Consider the following 24,983-nt stretch of genomic DNA (forward strand, 5'->3'; position numbering starts at 1 on the left):
GCCGCGGACCACTGGTCCGCGGCCTTCGCCTTTTCCGTGTCAGCGGTTGGCGAGACTCAAAACAATCTGCACCGCCGTGCCCCCACCGTCGCGGGGCTGCCACTGAATGGTGCCGCCGAGTTCACTCGTGACCAGCGTCCGGACAATCTGGAGACCGAGCCCCTCCACGTGTGGTGTGTCGGGCAGGCCCACGCCGTCGTCCGCCACGGTGACGGTGAGCAGCTCCTCGCCGTCCTCGTTTGCGGAACGGTCGGCGAGCAGCCACACCGTGCCGGTGCGTCCCTCCAGTCCGTGCTCGACGGCGTTGGTAACGAGTTCGTTGATCACCAGCGCCAGCGGCGTCGCAAAGTCGCTGGGGAGCTCACCGAACAAGCCCGAGCGCTGGGTCCGGACCTGCTGGGACGGCGAAGCCACTTCTGCGGAAAGCCGGAACTGGCGTCCGATGAGTTCATCGAAATCGACGCTTTGGGTCAGACCCTGCGAGAGCGTTTCATGGACAAGGGCAATCGTTGCCACGCGCCGCATGGCCTGTTCCAGCCCCTGCTTGGCTTCGTCGCTGACCATGCGGCGGGACTGCATGCGCAGCAGCGCGGCAACAGTCTGGAGATTGTTCTTGACGCGGTGGTGGATTTCACGGATGGTGGCGTCCTTCGTGACCAGTTCCATCTCGCGGCGGCGCAGTTCGGACACGTCGCGGCAGAGGACCAGCGCGCCGAACCGCTGCTGCTCGTCACGGAGCGGGATCGCGCGCAGCGACAGGCTGACGCCACGGGATTCGATCTCGCTGCGCCACGGCATCCGCCCGGTGACAACGAGCGGCAGCGTCTCGTCCACCATCCGGCGGTCCTTGAGCAGGCCGGCCGTGACCTCGGCGAGCGAGCGTCCTTCAAGGGATTCGCCGTCGCCGAGGCGCCGGAACGCCGAGACGCCATTCGGGCTGGCATACTGCACAATGCCTTCGGCATCGAGGCGAATCAGGCCGTCCCCCACGCGCGGGGCTCCGCGGCGGGAGCCGGTCGGCGAGGCGAAGTCCGGCCAGAGACCCAGTGTGCCCATGCGCAGCAGGTCATAGGCACACTGGCGGTACGTCAGCTCCAGCCTGGACGGCATCCGCGAACTGGACAGGTCCATGTGCGAGGTGACCACCGCCAGCGTCCGGCCGTTCCGCACCATCGGCACAGCTTCGACCCGCAGGGCCATGTCGCTGCTCCAGTTCGTCTCACTGGAACGTTCGATGGTGCGGCTCTCCCATGCCTTGTCCACCAGCGGCTGCAGGTCCGACCGGATGCCCTCCCCGACGAAGTCGGCGTGGAACACCGTATGTGTCGTGGAGGGCCGCACGTGCGCCAGCGCTACGTAGCCGTGTTCCGGATGGGGGAACCACAGCGCAAGGTCGGCGAATGCGAGGTCGGCCACCATCTGCCAGTCGCCCACCAGGAGGTGCAGCCACTCGGCATCCCCCGGCCCGAAATCAGCGTGCTCCCTGATGGGGTCCGTAAAGATTGCCACTGCACCTCCAGTTTTTCGACGGCGGGACCTTGTCCTAGCGTCGGACGATTGACCTCAAGAGCCTCAATGCTACCGAGAGCGAGGCCATGTCGTCCGCTTCGAGGGCGTTGACCTCATCGAACATGCTCTTCGCACGGCCCAGATGCTCGGCATTCAGCTGCTCCCACGCCTTGAGCCTGTCCTCGGCCGGCGACCCCTCGTCCGTCGCGTCCAGGACTGCCGTCGTCATGTCCGAGACGGTCGAGTAGAGGTCGTCGCGAAGCGCGGCGCGGGCCAGGGCCTGCCAGCGGTCCTTCCGCGGCAGGGAACTGATCCGCTCCAGGAGCGAGTCCACGTGGAACCTGTTAAACACCGTGTAGTAGACGTGGGCGATGTCCTCCACCGGTTCCTTGCGGCTGTGCGCGATTTTCGCGATGTCCAGCAGGACAAAGCTCTCGAACAGCTCAGCCCAGCGGTGGCCCAGGTCCTCCGGCAGGCCCCACGACTGCGCCTTCCCAAGCCAGGAGGCAACGCGTTCACGGTCGTCACCGCGCAGGTAGTCCAGCAGGCGCGCCCGCATGGGTTCCATTGGCGGTTTGAACTCGGCGACGATGTCGGCAATGGGCCGTGAGGCGCTTCCCTGTGCCAGAACCCAGCGCACGGCGCGGTCCAGGAGGCGGCGGATATCGAGGTGGACCGTGCTCCAGTGCTCGGTGGGGAACGACGCGGGCAGATCATTGAGCTCGGACACCATGACGTCGAGTTCATAAATTTCCCGCAGGGCGACGAAGGCCTTGGCCACCGCCACCTCGCTTGCCGAGGTCTCCTCCATGGTCCGGAAGGCAAAGGTAATGCCGCCCAGGTTGATCATGTCGTTGGCCACGACCGTTGCGATGATTTCCCGGCGCAGCGGATGGGTGTCGAGTTCGGCGTCGAATTTCTCGCGCAGCTGGACCGGGAAGTACTTCCGGAGCGTCTCGCGGAACCAGGGGTCGTCGGCCAGGTCACTCTCACGCAGGGCGGTCGCCAGTTCGATCTTGGCGTAGGCAGCCAGCACGGACAGCTCGGGCGAGGTGAGCCCCTGTCCCTGTTCCAGCCGCTCGCGAAGAACGCCCGTGGAGGGCAGTGCCTCCAGGTCCCGGTTCAGGTCCGCGGTCTTCTCGAGCCAGTCCATCAGCCGCTCGTAGCTCGGGCTCCATTCCGCGACCTTCTGGCGGTCATTCAGGAGCAGAATGTTCTGGTCGATGTTGTCTTCCAGGACAAGCCGCCCCACTTCGTCGGTCATCGAGGCAAGGAAGTCTGATCGCTCGGCGGCGTCCAGCTTGCCCGCAGCCACCATCCGGTCCACGAAGATCTTGATGTTGACCTCATGGTCGGAGCAGTCGACGCCGGCGGAGTTGTCGATGGCGTCGGTGTTCAGGATGACGCCCTGCAGCGCCGCTTCAATACGGCCCCGCTGCGTCATTCCGAGGTTTCCGCCCTCGCCCACAACCTTGACCCGCAGGTCGCGGCCGTCCACCCGGATGGCATCGTTGGACTTGTCGCCCACCATGGCGTGGGTCTCGGAACTGGCCTTGACGTAGGTTCCGATGCCGCCGTTGTACAGCAGATCTGCGGGAGCGAGCAGGATCGCGCGCAGGAGTTCGGGCGGGCTCAGCTGGGTCGTGTCCTCCGGCAGGCCCAGCGCGGACCGGACCTGCGGCGAGACGGGGATGGATTTCGCCTGCCTCGGGTAGACCCCGCCGCCTTCGCTGATCAGGCTCTTGTCGTAGTCGTCCCACGACGAGCGGGGCAGCTCGAACAGCCGCTGCCGCTCCGCGAAGGAACTGGCCTCGTCCGGGTTCGGGTCGAGGAAAATGTGCCGGTGGTCGAACGCCGCGAGCAGCCTGATGTGCTTGGACAGGAGCATTCCGTTCCCGAAGACGTCGCCTGACATGTCGCCGACGCCGACCACGGTGAAGGGCTCGGACTGGGTGTCAAGGTCCAGCTCGCTGAAGTGCCGCTTCACGGACTCCCAGGCACCGCGTGCAGTAATGCCCATGGCCTTGTGGTCGTATCCCACCGAACCGCCGGAGGCGAAGGCGTCGCCCAACCAGAACCCGTACTCCTTGGCCAGGCCGTTCGCTATGTCAGAGAAGGAAGCCGTGCCCTTGTCTGCGGCCACCACGAGGTAGGAATCATCGCCGTCGTGGCGCACAACGTCCGACGGCGGGACCAGCCGTTCGCCGTCCGCTTCCGTCACGAGGTTGTCCGTCACGTCCAGCAGTCCGCGGATGAACGTCTTGTAGCTCTCCACGCCCTCCGCCATCCAGGCCGACCTGTCCTTGGCAGGGTCCGGCAGGCGCTTGGCAAAGAACCCGCCTTTCGCGCCGGTGGGAACGATGACGGCGTTCTTGACCGTCTGTGCCTTGACCAGGCCCAGGATTTCCGTGCGGAAGTCTTCGCGCCGGTCCGACCAGCGCAGGCCACCGCGGGCCACCTTGCCGAAGCGCAGGTGAACACCCTCGACCCGGGGCGAGTAAACCCAGATTTCGAACATGGGCCGCGGGAAAGGCAGCCCCTCAATCGCTGACGGGTTCAGCTTAAAGCTCAGGTGCGGTTTGTCCTGGTAGTAGTTGGTCCGCAGCGTCGACTCGATCAGGTTCGTGAACGTCCGGACCACCCGGTCGGCATCGAGGGTAGCAACGTTTTCAATCGACGCCGCCAGCCGGGCACGGACGGCCGCCTGCTTGTTGGCCCGCTCATCCGCGGGCACGCCGGGATCGAAGCGCGCCTCGAACAGTTCCACCAGTCCGAGGGTGACCTCCGGATTGGCCAGCAGCGTGTCGGCCATAAACTCGAAGGAGTTGGTGTTCCCCATCTGGCGCATGTACTTCGCATAGGCCCGCAGCACGATGACCTGCCGCCACGTCATGCCCTCACGGAGTACCAGCCGGTCAAAGCTGTCGGACTCCACGGCACCGGAAACGGCGGCGCCGAAGGAATCCGCCAGCAGGCGGCCCGTGGACACCGGGTCCACGCCGGTCGGGTATTTCAGCCCCAGGTCGTACAGGAAGAAGTCCCGCCGGTCGGCTGTTTCGATCTCGAACGGCCGCTCGTCCAGCACCTCCAAACCGAGGTTGTGGAAGTACGGAAGGATCTGGCTCAGGCTCTTCGGTTCCAGCATGTACAGCTTGACCCGGGCGTCCTCCTCAAGCGTGGCGCCGGCACCCTCGGGAAGGTACACGTGGACTCCCGGCCGCTCCTGACGGGCGCCAGCGACGCGCTCGGCCTCGGCCCCGTACTGTTCAAACCGGGCGATGTCCTCGAGGGCGTCTTCGATTTCGTAGTCGACCCTGTAACTGGCGGGGAAAGCCTCGGCCCAGATGGCCGCGAGTTCATTGGCTCCGTCGTCGGCGCTCCGCTCGCGGAGCACCTCGGCGATTCCTTCGCTCCATGAGCGGGCGGCCCGGACCAGCCGCTTTTCCAGCGCGTCGGTGTTGATGTGGCTGACGTCCGCGCCCTTGGGCAGACGGATCCGGAAGAAGAGCCGGGCGAGGGCCGATTCCGTCATGCGCGCCTCATAGTCGATGGACTCGGCGTGGAAGGTCTCGCGGAGTTCCTGCTCGATCCTCAGCCGGACATTGGTGGTGTACCGGTCGCGCGGAAGGTACACCACGGCGGACATGAACCGTCCGTAGATGTCCGGACGGAGGAAAAGCCGGGTCCGGCGCCGTTCCTGCAGCCGCTGGATGCCGGTTGCGGTGGCGGCGAGGTCGGGGATTTCAATCTGGAAGAGCTCATCCCGGGGGTACGTCTCGAGGATGCCCAGCAGGTCCTTCCCGGAATGCGAGTCCGGCGGGAATCCGGCGCCGCGGAGAACGGCCTCGACCTTTTCCCGGACGACCGGGATGTTGCGCACGGAGTCGGTGTAGGCGCTGGTGGCAAAAAGCCCGATGAAGCGCTGCTCGCCGTTGACGTTGCCCGCGGCGTCGAAGCTTTTGACCCCGATGTAGTCCAGGTAGGCGGGACGGTGCACGGTGGACCGCGAGTTGGCCTTGGTGATGACCAGGGCACGCTTTTCACGGGCCTTACGCCTGCCTGCGTCGGTGAGGTGCTGCACCTGGCGGGTGTCATGGTGGGCCCGCAGCAGGCCCAGTCCGCTGTCCTCGCGCAGCTCCAGGACGTCCTCGCCTTCCTCGTTGACCAGGTCGTATTCCCGGTAGCCAAGGAAGGTGAAGTTGCCTTCGTCCAGCCAGCGCAGCAAATCCTGCGCCTGCCGCAGCTCAGCGATCTGCGTCGGATGCGCCACCTTGTCCAGGTCCTGCGCGATCTGCAGCGCTTTGTTGCGCATCTTCGGCCAGTCCTCGACGGCGGCACGGACGTCTCCGAGGACCCGTTCCAGCCCCTCCTGGAGCCTGTCCGCTGCCTCGTCGCTGGCGCGGCCGATCTCGACCGCAATCCAGGACTCCATGTGGGAGGCGTTGTCGCCCTGGGCAATGAGCCCGGACAGTGCCGGCAGCGCCGCGGTATCGCCGCTGGAGATGCCGATGCTGGACGGAACCCTGTCAACTTTGACCAGTTCGTTGGTTTCACGGTTGCGCGCAACCACGAACATGGGGTGCAGCACGAGGTGGATGGCCGAATTCTGCCGGACCAGCTCCGCGTTAACCGAGTCCACCAGGAATGGCATGTCGTCGGTGACGATGTATACGACACTCCGGTCACCCTCGGGGACGATGGAGATGTTCGCGGTGCCCGGCTTGCGTTCAAAACCGACTGCCCGGTGCGTTTCGGCCCTGGCTGTCAGCAGTTCGTGCGGGTAAACCCGCGCGTCCTCCTCCGCCAGATGCTCGTAGTAGTCCGCAAAGAAGCCTTCCTCGGCTTCGATTGAACGGGACTGATCCTCCACGCTGGACCCAGACGACATCGACACACGCCTCCATCAGACAGTTTGCGGCTGCTTCCTTGCAGCCCTCACCGTGAGCCTAGTCCGTCCGTCTGCGCCTTGCTGTGGATGGGAATACAGAGGATCGATGTTTTTCCTGGGCAGGTGCACAAACCAAACTGGCGATCGCGGTCCGCAGACGCGATTCCGAGGCGGATTCGAGCAGCAAAGACCCGGACAGCAGCGCGGCATCCGCAGCGTCAGGCTCCCACGGCAGGAAGGCCTTGATGCCCGCCGGCGGGGCGAACCGCTCCCATGCCTCGCGGAGCTGACGCTCCGGGGAGCGGCCCACAGCCGAGGCACGCACCTTGTTGAGCACTACCTCGGGACTGACTCCCGGCACCGCACCTTCGAGTTCCGCCAGTGCCCTGATCAGGCGGGGAACACCGATCGGGTCCGCAGAGCCGACCGCGATTACCGAATCGGCCATCTCAAGGCTCCTCAGCGTTGCCGCGTTGCGCCGCGGCGCCATGGTGTCGAAACTCAGCTCTTCGTCGGCCTCAAGGCAGAAGCCGGCATCCACCACGATAACGTCGGCCACTTCCCGTGCCCGCTCCAAAACCAGCGTCAATGCGGCGGCACGCAGCTCGGTCCAACGGTCGGCCCTGGTTATCCCCGTCAGAACCCGGAAGGTCCCTGCCGTGGCCGCGACGGGGACCGCCACGCGGAGCAGCCCTTCGCGATCCAGGAGGCCCTGGTCGGCCAGCCGGCACGCCTGCGCCAGCCCCGCTGCTTCATCGAGGAGTCCAAGGACACCCGCGACGCTGGCCCCATAGCTGTCGGCATCGACCAGCAGGACAGATTTTCCCTCCGCAGCCAGCTCCCCCGCGATGTTGACGGCAACCAAAGTGCGGCCCGGCGCCCCTGCAGGCCCCCACACGGCCAGGATTTTGCCGGTTCCTACGGGCAGCGGCTCCGGTTCGGCGTCGACAACCTCCGGATGCAGTTCAGCGCCCGCATCTGCGAAACCTCTGGAAAAGCCCGGGCCGGCGCCGGGGCCCTGCCCCGGGCCGGCGTGCCTGCTGACGGCCTCGGTGATGCTCTCGGCGAGGGCTTTGGATTCAACCGTCAGCGGCGCTGCCGTGACTCCGATGCCGCGAAGCCGCAGCCGCTCCTCAGGGCTGTCGGTGAGGGCAACGACGACCACGCCCACGGCAGCGAGCCGGTCCACCAGCGAGGCTGTCAGCTCCGGACTTCCCTCGGCGACAACGGCAGCCCGCGCCAGTCCGCTCTGGCAGGCAGCCAGCAGTTCCGCCAGCTCCCCGCAACGCCGGACCACTGTGACGGGGCCGTGGAGCCGTTCCAGTCCGCCGACCAGATCCTCCGGGGACTCGCCGACAGTGACAACAGGGATGCTCATTTGGCAGTCCCGCCGGGATTCCAGACCACGGAGATCTTGGCCTCATTGGCCTGCGCACCGAGCAGGGAGGCCATCTGCGCGTCGCCCACCAGAACCATCAGAACCGTCGACTTCGCAGCCCCGAGAGCAGTGGATCCCTGCGAAACCTCGGCGATTTCCGCCCCCGGAAGCAGCAGCTTCGGTTCGGCAAATCCGTTCCGGGCGTCCGGCATGGAGACCCAGACGTCCACCCGGGTGCCAGCCACCGCCTGCCCTGGCAGGGGCTCCTGAACGGTAACCGCCACCGGCTTTCGGTCCAGGGCGTCGACGCTGCCGAGGCTTCCGCGGGGGACCAACTGGTCCTTGGCAATCCGCTGAACGGCGACCTGGCCTTCGGGAAGGCCCGCTTCCGCTGTGACGTAGTGCGGTTCGACGTCGCCGAGGCGCACCCGGACCCGGCTGATGTTTTCAGGAGTCAGCCTCTGACCGACGGCGATTGCCTCACGGGCGGCAAATACCTCTGTGGTCCGGTCCGCACTTCCGACGAGTGCAACGACTCCGACGACGGAAGCGAGGACAAGGAGCACACCCACCAGCAGCCTCGGATCCTTCCAGGAAGGTTTCTTCAGCCGGGCCCCGCTGGCCGCCGTGCCTGCACTCATGCGTTCTGCTCCCCCTCGACGCGTCGGCGCCTGGATCGCGCCGGTCATGATCATTGTTACGGCATGCCTGCTGCTTCGGAAAGGTCTTGGGACAAACAACATCAAACTGTGGATAACAGCATCATGGCCGCCCAACGGTGGCACAATTGGACTATGCCCCGATTCCTCACGCTTGCAGATGTAGCCGAACAGCTTCAGATCAATGCGCCGGCAGCTTATGCCCTCGTCCGCAGCGGCGAACTGAAGGCCATCCAGGTAGGTGGACGGGGCCAGTGGCGCATCGAGGAAAAGATGCTTGAGCAGTACATCGAAGAGCGCTATGCGGAGGCAAGCCGCATGATCCAAGAGGCCAAGTCCAAGTCTCTCTGAACCGCCCGGCCTAAATCAGGCGGTTTGCCCTCAGAGCTCGCCGCCCCGCCTCGAGCGCAGCGCATCCAGCGCGTGAAACGGAACCGTGGCCACGTCGGCTACCCGGCCCGCCCTGCGCGCTTCGCCGGGCAACGTCAGCGCCAGGTCAAAAAAGTCCCGGCCCACCCTGTCGATTACACCCTGGAGCTGCAAGTCCCGAGACCGGCCTGCCACCAGGACCGTGAGTTCGGCCCGGTCCCGCGCCAGCCCCCGCAGCGCGCTGGCGAGGCCCAGCTTGCGGCGCACGGGGGAAACCTCGCTGACAGCGAAGCGTCCCAGACCGCTGTAGTGGCCCACGGCGGCATACGGGACCAGAACCTGGTGCAGCGCCTCCTCAATGACCAGGCTTTCAGATCCGGCATGGGTGAGCGTCCCGGCAAAAACCCGCCCGGAACCCAGATGGATTCCAACATGGCAGCCGAGCGAACCGCGCAGCCGTTCATCGAGTGCAATGGCAGCCAGGTCGGCCCGGGAACGCTCGGCGATTTCGGACTCCAGGTCCAGGACGCCGGCTTCAGCCAGTTGCACCTCAAGATCCTGGAAAAGTGCTTTCCACCGCATGGCGCCAGCGTAGGCGCGGCCAGGGAGCCGGTCAATTCATCCACAATCTTCCCGCCGCCATAGACAAGGCCGAGCCATGTGGCGCAAACTGACTCTACTCAATTCACTTTGCATCAAAGTAAATCAAACTGCATCAAATAATCTGGTTTGGGGGAACAGGTCATGGCGGAACTGGTACATCGACCGGTGCGGGCTGAAGCCGCACTGGCGGTTGTCATACTGGGGCTCGGAGCGCTTCTCACTGTCACGGGAGCCGGGATGGCGGAACGCTGGCGGCTCTCCGCTGCGCGCCGGCAGTCCTTGGTCTTCGATGACCTCCTGGGCCTGCTGGCCCTCACCGCGGGGCTGGCAATCATCGCCTGGTGGCTGCTTTCCCTGGCAACGGCCTTCGCAACAGCACTCCTGGAACGCACCGGGCACCACGCTGCCGCCAGGGCAACGGGACGGCTCAGCCCCGTATTCATGCGCAGGCTGGCGATGGCAGCGGTGGGCATTCAGCTCCTCGCCGCACCGCTCGCCCACGCAGATGCATTGCCGGCCGGCGGCCCTTCTTCCGGGAACGGATCATCGGTCTCTGCAGCGTGGGCACCTCTGACAGATCCGCGCCCGGCCCTGCCTGCCACTCATACCGCCGGCTCCGGCACGGCAGAAACACCCGTCGCAGACGGAAGCCGCGTCGAGCCCCAGTGGAAGCCACGCGTTCCCGTGGTGGAACCGGGCCTCGTCGTCCCGCTGCCGGCCCGGGCATCGGCATGGGCAACGGCCGGGCCGGCAGGTGCCCACCGCGAGGTCGCTGTCCGGCCCGGGGAGTCGTTATGGGCCATCGCCGCCCGCGAACTCGGGCCCGGTGCGTCGGAAGTGGAAATTGCCGCCCGCTGGCCGCTCTGGTACCAGGCGAACAGGGAGGTCATCGGCCCCGACCCCGATGTTCTCAGGCCGGGCCAGCTCCTCAGCCCGCCACCGCCTCGTGAACCGGTGCCGCCGTCCTGAGCCCTCGCCGATCTCCTGGGTCTTCGCCGCATCCCTGCACGGCGCCGTCGGCATTTCGCGCCGTTACCCCAGGCCGCCTTCGTGCGGCCTACCCAAGCCAGCCCACCAAAAAGGACCGATCATGACCGCTGTAACTCCAATTCGGCGTGCAGGAAGCCCTGTACTTGAACCCGTCCCGGCCCGCACGGCAGAGGCCGCCCCGGCCTCCGTCCGGGCGCCCTCCTCCGTCCCCGGCGACGAGGTGCGCGAAATATGCGCCATCACCAAGGCCACCGTCCAGGCCGCCATCGAGGTCCTGGCCGGTACGAGGCCGATCCACCAGCTGGCCCGGCGGCTGGACCAGCGCTGCCTCACCGTGCTCCAGCACCGGGCGGCCCTCACCCGGCGTCTGGCCAGCCGCGCTCCCCGGGAAATGGGGCTGCTCCACCGCAATGCGTCGGTGCGCTCGGTTCATGCGTGTCAGGTGACGCCGGACATTTATGAGACAAGTGCCGTGGTGGTTGACGAGCTCCGCGTTCGTGCCGTGGCCGTCCGCATGGAACGCAGCAAGAACATCTGGCGCGTGACGGCCCTGGAGATCGGGTGATGATCCGGCCTGATGAAACAGGAAGGGACCGGAGCAATGACTCCGGTCCCTCCCTGTCATATCCGCTGGCCTGTCATGTCCGCCGGCTAGCGCTTTTTCTTCTTCGCGTCGCGCCGGTCCTGGGAAGCGGCCTTGGCCGGGTTGCCCGAGCGGCCCGCAGCCCGGCCTTCGATCCGGGTCTCGGCTCCGCCGTCCTCGCGGGGCGCGGTGTACTGAAGCTGGGCGGGCTTTTCCGGAGTTTCGAGACCGGCGGCGCGGATCTGGGGCTCGTGGTGTTCGGTGTGTCCGCCGGCAGCATCGGCAACCACAACGTCCTCCGCCGGGGTGACTTCCACTTCGAGGTTGAAGAGGAAGCCGACGCTCTCTTCCCGGATGGCTTCCATCATTGACTGGAACATCGTGAAGCCTTCGCGCTGGTACTCCACCAGCGGATCACGCTGGGCCATGGCGCGCAGGCCGATGCCTTCCTTCAGGTAGTCCATCTCGTAGAGGTGTTCCTGCCACTTCCGTCCGATGACGGAAAGGACAACACGCCGTTCGAGCTCGCGCATGCTCTCGGAGCCGATGGCTTCCTCGCGTGCCTGATACACCAGCTTGGCATCAGACATGATTTCTTCCTTCAGAAACTCCACCGTGATGCGCGACTTGCCGCCCGCTTCGTCGATGACATCGTGCGGTGTCACCGTGACGGGGTAGAGCGTCTTGAGGTTGGTCCAGAGCTGGTCGAAGTCCCAGTCGTCGCCGTTGCCCTCGGCCGTTGCTTCGTTGATCAGTGCGTTGATGGTGTCTTCCAGGAAGAACTGGACCTTTTCGTGGAGGTCATCGCCTTCCAGGATCCGACGGCGGTCGCCGTAGATGGCTTCGCGCTGGCGGTTGAGGACGTCGTCGTACTTCAGGACGTTCTTGCGCTGTTCGGCGTTCCGGCCTTCGACCTGCCCCTGGGCCGAGGCGATGGCACGCGACACAAGCTTGGATTCCAGCGCCACGTCGTCGGGGACGGAGCTGTTCATCAGCCGCTCCGCTGCCCCCGAGTTGAACAGGCGCATCAGGTCGTCGGTGAGGGAGAGGTAGAAGCGTGACTCGCCGGGGTCGCCCTGGCGGCCGGAGCGGCCGCGGAGCTGGTTGTCGATGCGGCGGGATTCGTGGCGCTCGGTTCCCAGCACGTACAGCCCGCCCAGCCCCAGGACTTCCTCGTGCTCATCCTTGACGGCCTTTTTCGCGGCTTCCAGTGCCCCGGGCCAGGCTGCCTCGTACTCGTCCGAGTTTTCTTCCGGATCAAGCCCGCGCTGTGCCAGCTCGGCGATGGCGGTGAACTCCGCGTTGCCGCCCAGCATGATGTCCGTGCCGCGGCCGGCCATGTTGGTGGCTACCGTGACAGCTCCCTTGCGCCCGGCCTGGGCAACGATGGCCGCTTCCCGGGCATGGTTCTTGGCGTTGAGGACTTCGTGCCGGATGCCCTCCTTCGCCAGCAGGCGCGAGAGGTACTCACTCTTTTCGACACTGGTGGTGCCCACCAGGACCGGCTGGCCGGCCTCGTGCCGTTCGGCGATGTCCCGGACCACGGCCTCGAACTTCACCACTTCGTTCTTGTACACGAGGTCAGGCTGATCGGTCCGCTGCATGTCGCGGTTGGTGGGAATGGCCACAACCCCGAGCTTGTACGTGCTCATGAATTCGGCGGCTTCGGTTTCGGCCGTGCCGGTCATGCCGGAGAGCTTGTCGTACATGCGGAAGTAGTTCTGCAGCGTCACGGTGGCGAGAGTCTGGTTCTCGGCCTTGATCTCGACGCCTTCTTTGGCTTCGATGGCCTGGTGCATGCCCTCGTTGTAGCGGCGGCCGGCCAGGATACGGCCGGTGTGCTCGTCAACGATGAGGACTTCGCCGTCGAGGATGACGTAGTCCTTGTCCCGCTTGAACAGCTCCTTGGCCTTGATGGCGTTGTTGAGGAAGCCGATCAGGGGCGTGTTGGCGGATTCGTAGAGGTTCTGGATGCCCAGGTAGTCCTCAACCTTTTCGATCCCGCTTTCGAGCACGCCGACAGTGCGCTTCTTCTCGTCAACTTCGTAGTCCTTCTCCGGCTGCAGGCGCAGGACCACCTTGGCGAACTCGCTGTACCAGCGGTTGGTGTCGCCCTGGGCCGGGCCGGAGATGATCAGCGGCGTGCGGGCTTCGTCGATGAGGATGGAGTCGACTTCATCGACGATTGCGAAGTGGTGCCCGCGCTGGACCAGTTCGGACTTGTCCCAGGCCATGTTGTCGCGGAGATAGTCAAAACCGAATTCGTTGTTGGTGCCGTAGGTGATGTCGGCAGCGTACTGCTCGCGGCGGACCGCCGGGTCCTGGTTGGCGAGGATGCAGCCGCTGGTGAGTCCCAGGAAGCGGTAGACCCGGCCCATAAGTTCAGACTGGTATTCCGCCAGATAATCGTTCACGGTGACAACGTGCACGCCGTTCCCGGTAAGCGCATTGAGGTAGGCCGGAGCAGTGGCCACCAGCGTCTTGCCTTCACCGGTCTTCATTTCTGCGATGTTGCCCAGGTGCAGGGCAGCGCCACCCATGAGCTGGACATCGAAGTGCCGCATGCCGAGCGTCCGGGAAGATGCCTCACGCACGGCGGCGAAGGCTTCCGGCAGGAGGTCGTCAAGCTTCTCGCCGTCTCGGTGGCGCGCCCGGAGCCGGTCGGTTTCTTCACGGAGTTCCGCATCCGTAAAAGTTTGAAACGAGTCTTCAAGGGCGTTAATGGAATCAGCATAGTTCCGCAGTTGCCGCAGGAGCTTTTTGTCACCTGTGCGGAGAATTTTTTCGATTAGTGATGCCACGTGAAGTTGCTCCCAGTCTCATGCTGCCGAATTCTGGCGTGATTTAGTCTACGGGAGAGACGCATTGCACGTTGCCCTGTTTCCCTCACAGCGGATAGCCGGTAACGGCCGCCGCGACCTCGGGAGCGAGGTCGCCCACTGGCGAGACAGCGACGCCCTCCATCCCCAGCCAGGCCGCCATCAGCTGCAGCTCGGCAGCGAGTTCGACGGCGGTGTCCGCCGGTGCGTCCGGCTCACCGAAGCACGCCTTGGCAAGCAGCAGGCCCGCCGCCCGGTCGGCCTTAAGATCCACTCTCGCCACAATGCGCTCGCGGAGCAGGAACGGAAGCACGTAGTAGCCAAAGCGGCGTTTGGCCTCAGGGGTGTAGATCTCGATCCGGTAATGGAATCCGAAGAGCTCTTCGAGCCTGCGCCGTTCAAACACCAGCGAATCGAACGGGCTGAGCAATGCGCGGCCGACAGCCTGGCGCGGAAGCCGTGCCATGGCGTGGCGGTACACCTTCCGGTCCCAGCCGGCAACTGTCACCGGTTCCAGCCGCCCCGCTTCCACGAGCCGCTGGACCGAGGCCGTTGCCGCCTTTATGGGGGTCCTGAAGTAATCGGCAAAACAGCGGACACTGCCGATGCCGTGGGCCTGCGCGGCGGCATCGATGAGCCGATCCATGGCCGCCGACGGATCCGGCACCGCTTCGAGGTCATGGCCAGGCAAGACCTGGCGGGTCAGAGCATACTGCCGTTCAAACTGGTCCGTCCTTGACGCCGAGGAGACGACCCCCTCCTCGAACAGGTGCTCCAGGACACGTTTGACCGCATTCCAGTTCCAGCCCCAGTTGACGTGCTTGCGGTCCTCGACGTGCCCCAGCCTCGCCGTGAGCTGGGCGGCCGTGAGGGGTTTTCCGTCGGCGAGCGCCTCGAGGACCCGACCGGTTACGCCGGAGCGGAGGTCCGCGTCCATTCCTGCTGCGCCAACCCACCTGCGGTTCTGCCACACCACCAGGTCCAGGAAATGCTCGGGGCGGATGTAGCTGGCCTCGTGGGCCCAGTACTCCACCATGCGCCGTGGGTGCCTGCCCGCCATTTGCCGAAGGATGGAGCGGTCATAGTCGCCAAGCCGGGAAAAGAACGGCAGGAAGTGGCTCCGGGCCAGGACGTTCACGGAATCGATCTGCACGAGCTGAATCCGGGCAAAAGTCCGGCCCACCGCCCGTGACGTCACGGGGCCGGCGGGCCGTCCTTTGTCCAGTCCTTGGGCTGCCAGTGCGATCCGCCGCGCCTGCGAGAGGCTCAGCGATGCACCCATGTCAGCCCTTTCGTTGCCTGGGCTCCATCCTATGCAGTTGCGGCCGCATCATCCGAGCGGTACGCGAGGATTTTCTCCTCATGCGTGTTCTCGCCGGGTTCGCAATAGTGGTCCAGGGTGATAACCCCGTATGTCCACCCGCGGCGGCGGTACACAACCGATGGCGCGTTCGTGGCCTTGTCCACGAAAAGGTAGAAGTCGTGGCCGATAAGTTCCATGTTGTCTACGGCGTCGTCAAGGGTTAATGACGCGGCCGGAAATACTTTGCGCCGGATCAACACCGGCGAATCACCGGCGGGGATGTCGTTGTCGACGTCGTACGGCGATTTCTCGGCCGGTTCCGGAGCGGCCTGGGCGTGGTTGCTCGCTTCGACGTAGATCGGCTGATTGGAGCTCGCGGGCTCCAGCGTTGCAGTTGCCTCGCGTACGGCTTTGGGCGTGTGCCGCCCGTGGTGGACCTTCTTGCGGTCCTTGGCCCTGCGCAGCCGTTCCAGGAGCTTGTTGTAGGCGAGGTCGAACGCGGCGAACTTATCTGCGGCGCTTGCTTCGGCACGGATCACGGGGCCGCGGCCCAGGACTGTCACTTCAACCGTGAGCTGGTCACCGGTCTGCCGCGCATTTGTTTCCTTGGAAACCTTCGCGTCGACCCTCTGGACCTTGTCCCCAAGCGATTCGATCTTTGAGATCTTCTCGCCGGCGTATTCGCGGAAGCGGTCCGAGACCGTCAGATTCCGTCCGCTGATCATGAACTCCATGGTGCCCTCCAAATGACTTCGGTGACACGACGGCGGCACATCCGGGGGACGATCTGATTGACAGTCGAGCCCCTTTCCGAGCCGCTATCGAAAGGTACAACTGATCTTGGTACCCATATCCGACGTTAGTTCATAGCAACCAGTTATTCATCCTTTCGCAGTTTATTTTTTTCTATGTCTCAGCTAATCCCCAGCCCGCCCCCAGGAGCCCGCAGCGGACCGGAAGCGGACACCGCATCCGGCGGCCGGGTGGCGGCGAGGACCACGGCACCCAGCACAATTCCGCCGGCATCGTGGACGGCCCGCGCAGCTTCCGCCAGAGTGGCGCCGGTGGTCAGGACGTCGTCGACAATAATGCACTGCCGGCCCCGGAGGGAGCGGCCACGCGCACCCCGTGCAGTGCGCATGGAGCCACGGACCCTGCGTGACCGGTCTCCCCTGCCAAGCCCCTTCTGCCCTCCGGCGAGGCCAGCTCCGGTTCCGGGGTTTGTGACCTTGCGCAGCGCATCCACGCATTCTGCGTGGCAGCCGCTGCCGCTCCGGCCTGTGCGCGGCAGCAGCAAATGAACGGGGCTGAACCCGCGCTTCCGGTAGGCACTGCCGCTGGTGGGGACCGGGACCAGGACCATCCCTTCCGTTCCCCCACAGGCTGCCGCGAGCGCCTCCATTAGTATCTTTGACAACACCCTCCGCAGCTGCCCCTGCCCGTGGCGTTTGAAGGCCAGGATCGACTGCGAGAGCTCCTCACGGTAGATGCCTGCCGCCACTACCGGAAGGATGACCGAGCCGTCAGTGTCCATGAGCGCAGGTGCACTGCTCTCCGCCCGGAAAGGATGGCGGGTCAGCATCCGGAGCCTGCGCTCGCAGCCGAAACACAGCGCCAGGTCCTCCTTGCCGCAGCAGACGCATTCGACCGGCAGCGCCAGGGCAACGGCATCTGCCGCAGCTCCCGCCAGCATGTCCCACGCCTGCAGGAACCGGCGCCGGTGCTCCCCGCGGTGGCGGGCGTGCCACAGCGGCTGGGCCACCAGATCGGGATCCGCTGATGCCCGCACCCCACGGCCTGCCCTATGACTCACCACGGGTCTAGGTTGCGGCGACGGCGTCACCGCGCAAAAGGATGTACTGCCGCCATGTGGAAAACATCAGGGCAGGAAGGCCCCGAACGGTAAGCCGGACCGGTATCCGGAGGACGGTCAGCCGGGGAAGGACGGGTCTGTGGGCCCTCGAAGCTGCGCCGACCACCCGTTGCCGAGCCGCTGGAAGATGCCGTCCTTGGACTGGGCATAGATCTCCTCCGGCCCGTTGCCCGCACTGAGTGCAACGAGCCCCGGCCAGGGGGCGAGCTTCTGCGGCTGCGGGGAGGTGAGGGAGAGAAGTTCGGGGGTCACGTTGGACGTGGCAGCGCCCTTCATCACCACCACGGTGGTGTCGTTGACCCACACGCCCTGGTCCGGGTTCCCGCTGGACTGCAGCGTGATGGGCGCTGTCAGTTCCTTCGGCGTGCCGTCCGCACTGCGGATGATCCCCGTGACCTGCACCCGCGTCTCGCCGTTCTGCTCCGAGATAACCAGCGCCCGGACACCCTCACGCGACACCCGGAAATCCTTGACCTTGCGGCCTGCCAGCCAGGAGGGGGTCAACGTGATGTCCGGAACCGGTGCGCCCTGGGCTACTCCGGTGGGACGGAACGCAGTGATCTCGGTGACGCCCTGGGCACCGGGTCCGGCGGTCCACACCCAGTCGTGCAGGCTGAACGACGGGTGCGTCAGCGTGCTGCGCGTGGTCAGCGCGCGCGCGGGCTGGCCGGGCACCATCGAGTAGAGAGTGCTGCGGCTGCCGTTCAGGAACGCCACCGTCTGTGAGACGGGCGATTCGGCCGGCGAACGCGGTTTCAGGGCCGCCACGGGCTGCATGTCGGGCAACGGCGACACGCGGTTGTTCTCGTACCGGACCAGCTCGCCGTTGCTGATGGCGATCTGGCGTGCGGGGGCGTTTCTGTTCTGCACTGGCGGAAGGACCGAACCGTTGTCCTCCACGCGCACGAGGTCCTGGTTGGCCCGGAGTTCAACGTTGATGACGTCCGGCTGGCTGCGGAACGTGAGGGCCAGCTGCGTCTGCATCCGGAGCCGGTCCTCGGTCGAGGCCTCGGTCAGCTCCTTGGCGGACAGGTCCACCTGTGCAGCGCCCGAGACGACGGGCACCGACTCCCTGGCGAGCTTCATCCCCGACGGAAACGCGCTGACGACGGCGCCCTTCAGATACGGGGCTGGCCCGCCGAGGAGGGCGCTGGTCATGGCCTTCACTGTTTTCTTTTTGATGAACCAGCGGACATCGGGAACGGCGTAGGTGAAGCTGGGATCGTAGAAGTAGATGGGGTAGGCGCCGTAAATGACCTTGAACGTCTCTTCGGGAATGGCGGTACCGTCGGGGATCTTGGAGATGCGCCACTCACCGTCAACCTGCACGAGGGTAACAGGGATGTTTTCCTTGGTGCCTTCCGGCATCTGGGTGGCGACGCCGTCGGAATCCACTGAGTAGGCGACGTCAAGTTCGTAGTTATAGACGCCCTCGACGCCGGTCTTGACCACGCGCTCGGAGCGGAACACCAGGGTCCGCTGGTCCGGTTTCCAGGCAACGGAGGAAGCCTGCGTCAGGTACTGCCGGGCCACGGCGTAGTCGTCCTCGTATCCGCTGCCTGCCAGGTAGAAGTCCTCGATGACTGCTTCCGGGCTGGACCCGGTGCGCGGAGCCACCGGAAAAAACACCGGCGCGTTGGGGTTTCCGGCGCTTTCGTCTGTGCTTTTTCCAACCGGCCCGGAGCGCGGTATCTGGGCGCACGATGCCAGGAACAGCAGAACGACGGCCACCAGCCCCGCCGCCAGTCCGCGGGCCGCCGGACGCACCCGGCTCATGGACGCTCCCCCGTCCGCGCCGGTTCGGGTGCCCCCGGTGCGGTGCCCGGTTCCGTTCCGGCAGCACGCCCTGCCTCGTTGCCCACGGCAGGACCGGCCGGGGCAGGGTCAGCAGGGTTAGCCGGTGCAGGATTGGCGGGCATAGCGCTGGCGGCTGACTCCCCCGGACCGGAAGACGCAGGCCCGGAATCCGCAGGCGTGGCGCCCTCCCCCAGGACAAGGACGCTGTGGTCGGCCGGGCTGGCCAGTCCGACGTCCGCCGGTTCGAGGGGCAGCGGCGACTTGGTGATGGTGCCGCCCTGTTTTAGCGGAAGCGTGAGCCGGAAGTTGGAGCCGGCTCCGGTGTTTCCCCAGGCCTGCAGCCATCCGTTGTGCAGCTTGGTGTCTTCGGTGGCAATGGACAGGCCAAGGCCGCTGCCGCCGGTAGTGCGGGCACGGGCAGGGTCGGCACGCCAGAAGCGGTCGAAGACCCGTGCCGCCTCGGCGGGAGTCATCCCGATTCCGTGGTCGCGGACAGTGACGGCGACAGCGTCGGCATTGGACGCAACGGAGATGTTGACGGGCCGGCCTTCGCCGTGTTCAAGAGCATTGAGGATCAGGTTCCGCAGGATCCGGTCGATACGCCGGGAGTCCATCTCCACCACGACGCTGCCTCCGGGCGCATTCAGTATCATCTTCGAACCGTATTCCTCGGCGACCGGGGCGGCTCCCTCCATCACGTGCGAGATGAGCTGCACGATGTCCGTCGCGTCGGCGTCGAGCATGGCGACGCCGGCGTCGAACCTGGAAATCTCCAGCAGGTCCGCCAGCAGCGACTGGAACCGCTCCACCTGGTTATAGAGGAGTTCGGCCGACCTCTTGTTAATGGGGTCGAAGTCCTCACGTGCGTCGTACAGCACCTCGGCGGCCATCCGGACGGTGGTCAGGGGGGTGCGGAGCTCGTGGGACACGTCCGAAACGAACCGCTGCTGCATCTGCGACAAGGTGGCCAGCTGCGTGATCTGCTCCTGAAGGCTCGCCGCCATGTGGTTGAACGAGGCCCCGAGCCGGGCCACCTCGTCCTCGCCCTTGACCACCATGCGTTCCTGCAGTTGGCCCGCCGCAAGTTTTTCCGATACCACGGCGGCATGGCTGACAGGGCTCACCACGTTCCGGGTGACGTACCAGGCGATGGCACCAATCATGAGTACCAGTGCGGCGCCGCCGGCCCACAGCACATTCTGAATCTCGTTCAGGGTCTGCTGGGCCGTGTTGAGGTCGTAGATCAGGTAGAGCTCATAGACGGTGCCGTTGAACGTAACCTTGTTGCCGACCGCGATGCCCGGCCGGTCCTCGGTCCCCACCGGGAATTCGGTGGATGCCCAGAACTGTTCCTTGCCGGAATCCTGGACTGCCTTCCGGAGGTCGGGCGGGATGACGCTGATGGTCAGCTGGTCGGAGGCGCGCGATTCCACCCACCGGTTGCGCGGCTTGGTCTGTTCCGGCATCGCCTCAAAGACGTAGCGGCGCTGGATTACCGAGCCCCTGCCCTCCACCGCGTTAAGGGTGTCGTAGACGAGGGTGATCACGCTGGACTGGTCGGTGACCTGGGCGCCGTCGAACGTGTCCTGCACCTGCTTGACGTTGTAGCGGGTCTCGGACTCCGCCTGCGTCAGCCGTTCCTGGAACAGGTTGTTGGCAATCTGGTTGGACAGGTAGGCGCCCACGATCGCAAACGAACTGATGGACAGCAGCAGGGTGGTCAGGACCGTGCGGAACTGCAATGACCGGCGCCACCGGCGCTGCAGTGAACGCACCAGGTAACGGATGCCGGGAAAAATACGGTCGACGCCGGTGCGCACCAGCCGGGCGACCCGCAGCACCACGATTAGCGCCCGGCGCCGCCAGATCCTGGCCTGCAGCGGCAGCCTCGCCAGCCCTGCGCCGAAGGCATCGGTGTGCTCCGGCCCCGGACGGGCACCGGTTTTGTGCGAACCGTCCCGGGCATGCTCCGCCGCAGGACCGCTTTCGCGGGGTTCGGAACCTGAACCCGCGGGCGTCTCAGGGGGATTCTGGCCCTGCGGTTCAGGACCCTGCTTTGTAGCCGACACCACGAACCGTCAATACAACTTCCGGGGCTTCCGGATCACGTTCAATCTTGGACCGCAGTCGCTGGACATGGACATTGACCAGCCGGGTGTCAGCCGCGTGGCGGTAACCCCAGACCTGCTCCAGGAGCAGTTCGCGGGTGAAGACCTGCCAGGGCTTGCGCGCCAGGGCAACCAGGAGATCGAACTCCAGAGGGGTCAGCGAAATCCGCTCGTCGCCGCGGCTGACCAGGTGGCCGGCGACGTCGATGGTGACGTCCGCGATGCGGAGTGTCTCAGGCGCCTTCTGGTCGCCGGGGCGCAGGCGGGCCCGGACACGGGCCACGAGTTCGGCAGGCTTGAAGGGCTTGGGCACGTAATCGTCGGCGCCTGATTCCAGTCCCCTGACCACATCGGAGGTGTCCGACTTGGCCGTGAGCATGACGATCGGAACGTCCGACTCCGAGCGGATTTGCCGGCACACCTCGATGCCGTCGGTTCCCGGCAGCATGAGGTCGAGGAGCACAAGATCCGGCTTTGACGACCGAAAGACGTCCAGAGCCTGTCCGCCGTCCGCGCAAAAGACCGGCTCAAAGCCGTCGTTGCGCAGGACAATGCCGATCATTTCTGCGAGCGCCTCGTCATCATCAACCACCAGAATGCGTGCCTTCATAGTTACATATTCCCTTATTGCTGTTGCTTTGTCGTATTGATGGAGTTTTCGGCGGGGCGCGTGCCGGGCCTCCGGAACAGCAGCGGGCGGGCTTCCTTATCCACAACCTGTCCGGAAGCTAGGAATGCCCGACGGCGGAACTATAGTCTGGAGGTGCCCGGCCGTTGGCCGATGCGCACATTGGGGAGGAACAGGTTGTCACAGCAGGATCCGCAGCACCCGCCGTCCGGAAACCGGCCGCCTGAACACCACCCGCCGTCGCAGTCGCAGCCTGCCGGCCAGCCCACTGCCCAGCCCGCCGGGCAGCCCGCCGGGCAGCCCTACCCGTCCTGGGTTCCGCCGCAGCAGCCCCAGCAGCCGTTCTGGGGCGCACCCCCGCAATGGGGCAGCCCGCAGCCGGGTCCGAACCCTGCAATCCCCTACCCCGTGTACGCCGCACCGCCGAAGCCCGGGGTGGTGCCGCTGCGGCCGCTGATGTTCGGCGAAATCATGGACGGTGCGTTCCAGACCGTCCGGCGTAATCCCAAGGCCATGCTCGGGGCCGGCCTGGTGGCACAGGCCCTGGGCGCGGTGATTGCCGCCGTCTTTCCGCTGGTCACGCCGGCCTCCGGTGCAGCAGCGGAGTCCTGGCTCAGGAATCTCAGCAGGTCGGAGATGACGTCCATCTTCGCAGGCGTGGCGGGCGGCGTTTTCCTTGTCGTCGTGGTGTCCCTATTCCTTGCCGTGGTGATGCAGGGGGCCATGGTGGTCCCCGTTGCCAGGTCCATCCTCAACCGGCGCACCGGATTCCGGCAGATGTGGCTGCTGGCCCGCGGACGGGCGTGGGCGCTGATACGTCTGGCGGGTCTCGGCGTGGCAGCCGTGCTGCTGGCCGTTGGCCTCATCGCCCTGGCCACCGCTGGCCTGGCCAGTGCAATGGGCACCGGGGCGCTGGTGATCGTGCTCCCTCTCTTTCTGGCCTTTGTCGCCGCCCTCGCCTGGGTGGCCGTAAAGCTGACGGTTGCACCGGCCGTCATCGTCGTGGAGGACGTCGGGACGCTGGACGGCATCCGGCGGTCCTGGGCCGTCACCCGCGGAAACTGGTGGCGCGTTTTCGGCATCGTCCTCGTGGTCTCGCTCCTCGTCAACATCATTGGCCAGATCGTCCTCATCCCCGTCACCCTGCTCGCCGGGCTGCTCACCGCGGTCACCGGGCCCCAGGGTGTCGGCGACCAGGCGGCCGGCCCGCAGGTGGTGGTCGTTGTTGTCATGGCTGTCGTGTCCGCCGCCGTGGCCGCCGTGGCGTTCGCCTTCCAGACCTCGGTCATGGCCCTGCTCTACATGGATTTGCGGATGCGCAACGACGGGCTGGATATCGCGCTCCTGCGGTTGCTGGAAACCGGCAACGACGACGGCGGGATCCCCGGCCGGGGCGTGCCGGTTTACGGCCCGGGACGCTACAACCCGGCGCCCCGCCAGTGGGGGCCTTACCCGCAGGGGCCTTACCCGCAGGGGCCTTACCCGCAGGGGCCTTACCCGCAAGGGCCGCACCAGCAGGGGCCGGCAAGCTGGCCCCCGCCTCCGGGACCGCCAACGATGCCGGGATGAGCGCCCTCGGCCTGCCGGTCCTGCGGCATGCCGCTGTGCTGCTTCAGCGCCCGCTGGAACCGCCGGTGCAGCCTGACCGGGAAGAGGCGCGCCGCTGGGCGGTGGAGGAACTTTCCAAACGCGAGTACCGGGAGGCGGAACCCGGCTGGCTGGAAACGCTCTGGCAGCAGTTTCTTGACTGGCTGCAGTCCGTGACCGACGGCCAGGCACTCGCCGGGGGACCCCCGGCTGCACCGCTTATCGGCCTGGGCATCGCCATCCTGGTGGCAGTCGCCATCATCCTGGCCAGGCCCCGCCTGAATGCCCGCCGCCGCGCACCGCAGGAAATTTTCGATACTGAAGCAGCCGCCACGGCATCCGAATACCGGGCGCGCGCAAGAGCCGCTGCCGAACGCGGCGACTGGGCGGCCGCCGTCGTCGAACAGTTCCGTGCCCTGGTGTGTTCCGCGGAAGACCGGGCCGTCCTGGACCCCCAGCCCGGCCGGACCGCCGACGAGGCCGCCGGACAGCTCACGCGCGCTTTCCCGTCCGCCGGTGAAAAACTCGACGCCGCTGCCCTCCTGTTCGATACCGTCCGTTACGGCAGCGGGAGGGCCGGGGCAGCCGACCATGCAGCAATGGTCGAGCTGGATTCGGCCCTGGAAAAGCTCACACCCTCCTACACCGAAGCCGTGCCCGGCGGACTGGCGGTGCCCAGATGACGCTGGTTGCGGCGGCCCGCCGCCGCAGGAGGGGCTGGATCCGCAGGCACCGGGCCGGAGTGCTCTTCGGCGTGGCCTTGGCGGCTGCCCTCGCGCTGGTCCTCATACTGCAATCCATGCAGCGGGCCGACGGCCAGGACCTGTCCATCCGCAACCCGGGCCCCCACGGCGCCATGGCAGCGGCCCGGATCCTCGCAGGACAGGGCGTAGCCGTGCATCAGACGGACTCGTTGCAGGAAACCCTGGCGGCGGCGCGGAAAGCCGGCACCGACGGGTCCGGCTCGACGGTGCTGGTCTATGACCAGCGGGGATTCCTCGCCCCGGACGGGCTGCGCCGGCTGCTCACCGAGACGGACCGGCTGGTGGTGGTTTCGCCGCGGCTGGCTGCCTTGACCGGTCTGGGCAGCACCATCCGGCAGGCCGGGGTGGTCCCCGGCTCGGAGCAGACCCTGGAGCCAGGATGCAGCGTCGCCGATGCGCAGGCCGCGGGCAGCATCAGCGCGGAGGGCGGTTTCCTCTATACCGGCGGCACCGTGTGCTACGGCGCCGGCGGCCGCGGCCGCGGACTGTACGCCTCAGCAGAGAACGGAAGGCTCGTGGTCATCGGCAGCACGGCGGTGATTAGCAACCAGTCACTGGCCGCCCACGGGAACGCCGCACTCACGCTGCGGACCCTGGGCAGCCAGGCCAACCTCATCTGGTACCTGCCGGGTCCCGGCGACCTCGGCGGCACCCCTGCACCAAAGACGCTCGCGGAGCTGGCACCGGCGTGGTCGGCATTTGTGGCTCCGTGGCTCATTGTGGTGGCCCTGTTCGCCATGCTGTGGCGCGGGCGTCGCCTCGGCCCGCTGGTCTTTGAGCCCCTGCCGGTGGTGGTGAAGTCAGCCGAAACTGCAGAGGGCCGGGCCCGCCTGTACCACGAGGCCCACGACGTCGCCCGGGCAGCGGACACACTCCGGGCAGGCACCCTCGTCCGGCTTGCCGCCGCCCTCCGGACGGGGGCCACTGCCGATTCCGTGGAGGTGGCCGCCGCGGCTGCCCGCCACCTGGACCGCACATTGCCGGAGATGCTCCGGATTCTGCAGCACCGTCCCGCAACCGAGGCCGAGCTCGTACGCTGGGCCCAGGACCTTGTCCGACTAGAGAAAGAGGTACAGGCCAGATGAGCCAGCAGCCAAACGGCCACCCCCATGGGACCTACGGCGA

At 66.2% G+C, this 24,983-nt stretch carries 18 protein-coding genes; 6 read left to right on the forward strand and 12 right to left on the reverse strand.

All coding sequences use genetic code 11. The annotated features are described in order from the left end of the window. Positions 1 to 39: 39 nt before the first annotated feature. Genes ACFUTU_RS17595 through ACFUTU_RS17610 form a run of 4 tightly spaced genes read right to left on the reverse strand, consistent with a single transcriptional unit; the run spans position 40 to position 8,416 of the window. Positions 40 to 1,509: a sensor histidine kinase gene (locus tag ACFUTU_RS17595; protein ID WP_377966567.1), complete on the reverse strand. Its 1,470-nt coding sequence runs from the start codon at positions 1,507 to 1,509 to the stop codon at positions 40 to 42. Between the two features lie 34 nt (positions 1,510 to 1,543). Further along, on the reverse strand, positions 1,544 to 6,397 hold the full coding sequence (locus ACFUTU_RS17600; RefSeq protein ID WP_377966569.1) for an NAD-glutamate dehydrogenase: 4,854 nt from the start codon (positions 6,395 to 6,397) through the stop codon (positions 1,544 to 1,546). A 58-nt stretch (positions 6,398 to 6,455) separates the two neighbouring features. Further along, positions 6,456 to 7,775 carry a CpaE family protein gene (locus tag ACFUTU_RS17605; RefSeq protein ID WP_377966571.1) on the reverse strand — a complete coding sequence of 440 codons (1,320 nt, stop codon included), beginning with the start codon at positions 7,773 to 7,775 and terminating at the stop codon, positions 6,456 to 6,458. After that, positions 7,772 to 8,416 carry an SAF domain-containing protein gene (locus tag ACFUTU_RS17610; protein ID WP_377966573.1) on the reverse strand — a complete coding sequence of 215 codons (645 nt, stop codon included), beginning with the start codon at positions 8,414 to 8,416 and terminating at the stop codon, positions 7,772 to 7,774. The genes ACFUTU_RS17605 and ACFUTU_RS17610 overlap by 4 nt, the downstream gene beginning before the upstream one ends. Positions 8,417 to 8,569: 153 nt before the next feature. On the opposite strand from ACFUTU_RS17610, the gene ACFUTU_RS17615 reads away from it, so the two are divergent. Beyond that, complete coding sequence (locus ACFUTU_RS17615) at positions 8,570 to 8,785, forward strand: helix-turn-helix domain-containing protein (RefSeq protein WP_377966611.1); 216 nt, start codon at positions 8,570 to 8,572, stop codon at positions 8,783 to 8,785. Between the two features lie 30 nt (positions 8,786 to 8,815). Here ACFUTU_RS17615 and ACFUTU_RS17620 read toward each other — a convergent pair whose 3' ends face one another. Then, positions 8,816 to 9,385 (reverse strand): hypothetical protein, encoded by a 570-nt coding sequence (locus tag ACFUTU_RS17620; RefSeq protein WP_377966575.1) that lies wholly within the window; start codon positions 9,383 to 9,385, stop codon positions 8,816 to 8,818. 162 nt (positions 9,386 to 9,547) lie between these two features. Between ACFUTU_RS17620 and ACFUTU_RS17625 the strand changes: the two genes are divergently transcribed. Both ACFUTU_RS17625 and ACFUTU_RS17630 read left to right on the forward strand, forming a co-directional pair. Further along, positions 9,548 to 10,375 (forward strand): LysM peptidoglycan-binding domain-containing protein, encoded by an 828-nt coding sequence (locus ACFUTU_RS17625; RefSeq protein WP_377966577.1) that lies wholly within the window; start codon positions 9,548 to 9,550, stop codon positions 10,373 to 10,375. 121 nt (positions 10,376 to 10,496) lie between these two features. Then, entirely contained in the window at positions 10,497 to 10,961 is a 465-nt protein-coding gene (locus tag ACFUTU_RS17630) for an Rv3235 family protein (RefSeq protein WP_377966579.1), read from the forward strand. A gap of 86 nt (positions 10,962 to 11,047) precedes the next feature. Here the strand turns inward: ACFUTU_RS17630 and secA are convergent, their stop codons facing one another. The 7 genes from secA to mtrA all read right to left on the reverse strand — a co-directional run bounded on the left by secA (position 11,048) and on the right by mtrA (position 21,489). Further along, positions 11,048 to 13,780 carry a preprotein translocase subunit SecA gene (secA, locus tag ACFUTU_RS17635; RefSeq protein ID WP_377966581.1) on the reverse strand — a complete coding sequence of 911 codons (2,733 nt, stop codon included), beginning with the start codon at positions 13,778 to 13,780 and terminating at the stop codon, positions 11,048 to 11,050. Positions 13,781 to 13,865: 85 nt separating this feature from the next. After that, positions 13,866 to 15,080, reverse strand: coding sequence for a winged helix-turn-helix domain-containing protein (locus tag ACFUTU_RS17640; protein ID WP_377966583.1), 1,215 nt, complete (start codon positions 15,078 to 15,080; stop codon positions 13,866 to 13,868). Positions 15,081 to 15,109: 29 nt separating this feature from the next. Beyond that, on the reverse strand, positions 15,110 to 15,835 hold the full coding sequence (gene hpf, locus ACFUTU_RS17645; RefSeq protein WP_377966585.1) for a ribosome hibernation-promoting factor, HPF/YfiA family: 726 nt from the start codon (positions 15,833 to 15,835) through the stop codon (positions 15,110 to 15,112). 179 nt (positions 15,836 to 16,014) lie between these two features. Further along, complete coding sequence (locus ACFUTU_RS17650) at positions 16,015 to 16,890, reverse strand: ComF family protein (protein ID WP_377966587.1); 876 nt, start codon at positions 16,888 to 16,890, stop codon at positions 16,015 to 16,017. Between the two features lie 141 nt (positions 16,891 to 17,031). After that, positions 17,032 to 18,750, reverse strand: coding sequence for an LpqB family beta-propeller domain-containing protein (locus tag ACFUTU_RS17655; RefSeq protein WP_377966589.1), 1,719 nt, complete (start codon positions 18,748 to 18,750; stop codon positions 17,032 to 17,034). After that, positions 18,747 to 20,666 carry an MtrAB system histidine kinase MtrB gene (gene mtrB, locus ACFUTU_RS17660; protein ID WP_377966613.1) on the reverse strand — a complete coding sequence of 640 codons (1,920 nt, stop codon included), beginning with the start codon at positions 20,664 to 20,666 and terminating at the stop codon, positions 18,747 to 18,749. The genes ACFUTU_RS17655 and mtrB overlap by 4 nt, the downstream gene beginning before the upstream one ends. 148 nt (positions 20,667 to 20,814) lie before the next feature. After that, a complete protein-coding gene (gene mtrA / locus ACFUTU_RS17665; protein WP_076801713.1) occupies positions 20,815 to 21,489 on the reverse strand; it encodes an MtrAB system response regulator MtrA in 675 nt (224 codons plus the stop codon). A gap of 195 nt (positions 21,490 to 21,684) precedes the next feature. On the opposite strand from mtrA, the gene ACFUTU_RS17670 reads away from it, so the two are divergent. Genes ACFUTU_RS17670 through ACFUTU_RS17680 form a run of 3 tightly spaced genes read left to right on the forward strand, consistent with a single transcriptional unit; the run spans position 21,685 to position 24,943 of the window. After that, a complete protein-coding gene (locus tag ACFUTU_RS17670; protein WP_377966591.1) occupies positions 21,685 to 23,076 on the forward strand; it encodes a hypothetical protein in 1,392 nt (463 codons plus the stop codon). Further along, positions 23,073 to 23,777 carry a DUF4129 domain-containing protein gene (locus tag ACFUTU_RS17675; RefSeq protein ID WP_377966593.1) on the forward strand — a complete coding sequence of 235 codons (705 nt, stop codon included), beginning with the start codon at positions 23,073 to 23,075 and terminating at the stop codon, positions 23,775 to 23,777. The genes ACFUTU_RS17670 and ACFUTU_RS17675 overlap by 4 nt, the downstream gene beginning before the upstream one ends. Further along, complete coding sequence (locus ACFUTU_RS17680) at positions 23,774 to 24,943, forward strand: DUF4350 domain-containing protein (protein ID WP_377966595.1); 1,170 nt, start codon at positions 23,774 to 23,776, stop codon at positions 24,941 to 24,943. Before ACFUTU_RS17675 ends, ACFUTU_RS17680 begins: the two co-directional genes overlap by 4 nt. Positions 24,944 to 24,983: the final 40 nt, after the last annotated feature.

Source organism: Arthrobacter sp. NPDC057388 (assembly GCF_042668165.1).
Lineage (GTDB): Bacteria > Actinomycetota > Actinomycetes > Actinomycetales > Micrococcaceae > Arthrobacter.

What these genes read in the sequence shown, in the direction of transcription:
- ACFUTU_RS17625 (WP_377966577.1), top strand. Translation starts at nt 9,548, where the DNA reads ATGGCGGAACTGGTACATCGACCGGTGCGGGCTGAAGCCGCACTGGCG.
- ACFUTU_RS17640 (WP_377966583.1), bottom strand. Translation starts at nt 15,080, where the DNA reads ATGGGTGCATCGCTGAGCCTCTCGCAGGCGCGGCGGATCGCACTGGCA.
- ACFUTU_RS17675 (WP_377966593.1), top strand. Translation starts at nt 23,073, where the DNA reads ATGAGCGCCCTCGGCCTGCCGGTCCTGCGGCATGCCGCTGTGCTGCTT.
- ACFUTU_RS17680 (WP_377966595.1), top strand. Translation starts at nt 23,774, where the DNA reads ATGACGCTGGTTGCGGCGGCCCGCCGCCGCAGGAGGGGCTGGATCCGC.
- mtrA (WP_076801713.1), bottom strand. Translation starts at nt 21,489, where the DNA reads ATGAAGGCACGCATTCTGGTGGTTGATGATGACGAGGCGCTCGCAGAA.
- ACFUTU_RS17615 (WP_377966611.1), top strand. Translation starts at nt 8,570, where the DNA reads ATGCCCCGATTCCTCACGCTTGCAGATGTAGCCGAACAGCTTCAGATC.
- ACFUTU_RS17620 (WP_377966575.1), bottom strand. Translation starts at nt 9,385, where the DNA reads ATGCGGTGGAAAGCACTTTTCCAGGATCTTGAGGTGCAACTGGCTGAA.
- ACFUTU_RS17605 (WP_377966571.1), bottom strand. Translation starts at nt 7,775, where the DNA reads ATGAGCATCCCTGTTGTCACTGTCGGCGAGTCCCCGGAGGATCTGGTC.
- hpf (WP_377966585.1), bottom strand. Translation starts at nt 15,835, where the DNA reads ATGGAGTTCATGATCAGCGGACGGAATCTGACGGTCTCGGACCGCTTC.
- ACFUTU_RS17610 (WP_377966573.1), bottom strand. Translation starts at nt 8,416, where the DNA reads ATGAGTGCAGGCACGGCGGCCAGCGGGGCCCGGCTGAAGAAACCTTCC.
- ACFUTU_RS17600 (WP_377966569.1), bottom strand. Translation starts at nt 6,397, where the DNA reads ATGTCGTCTGGGTCCAGCGTGGAGGATCAGTCCCGTTCAATCGAAGCC.
- ACFUTU_RS17630 (WP_377966579.1), top strand. Translation starts at nt 10,497, where the DNA reads ATGACCGCTGTAACTCCAATTCGGCGTGCAGGAAGCCCTGTACTTGAA.
- ACFUTU_RS17655 (WP_377966589.1), bottom strand. Translation starts at nt 18,750, where the DNA reads ATGAGCCGGGTGCGTCCGGCGGCCCGCGGACTGGCGGCGGGGCTGGTG.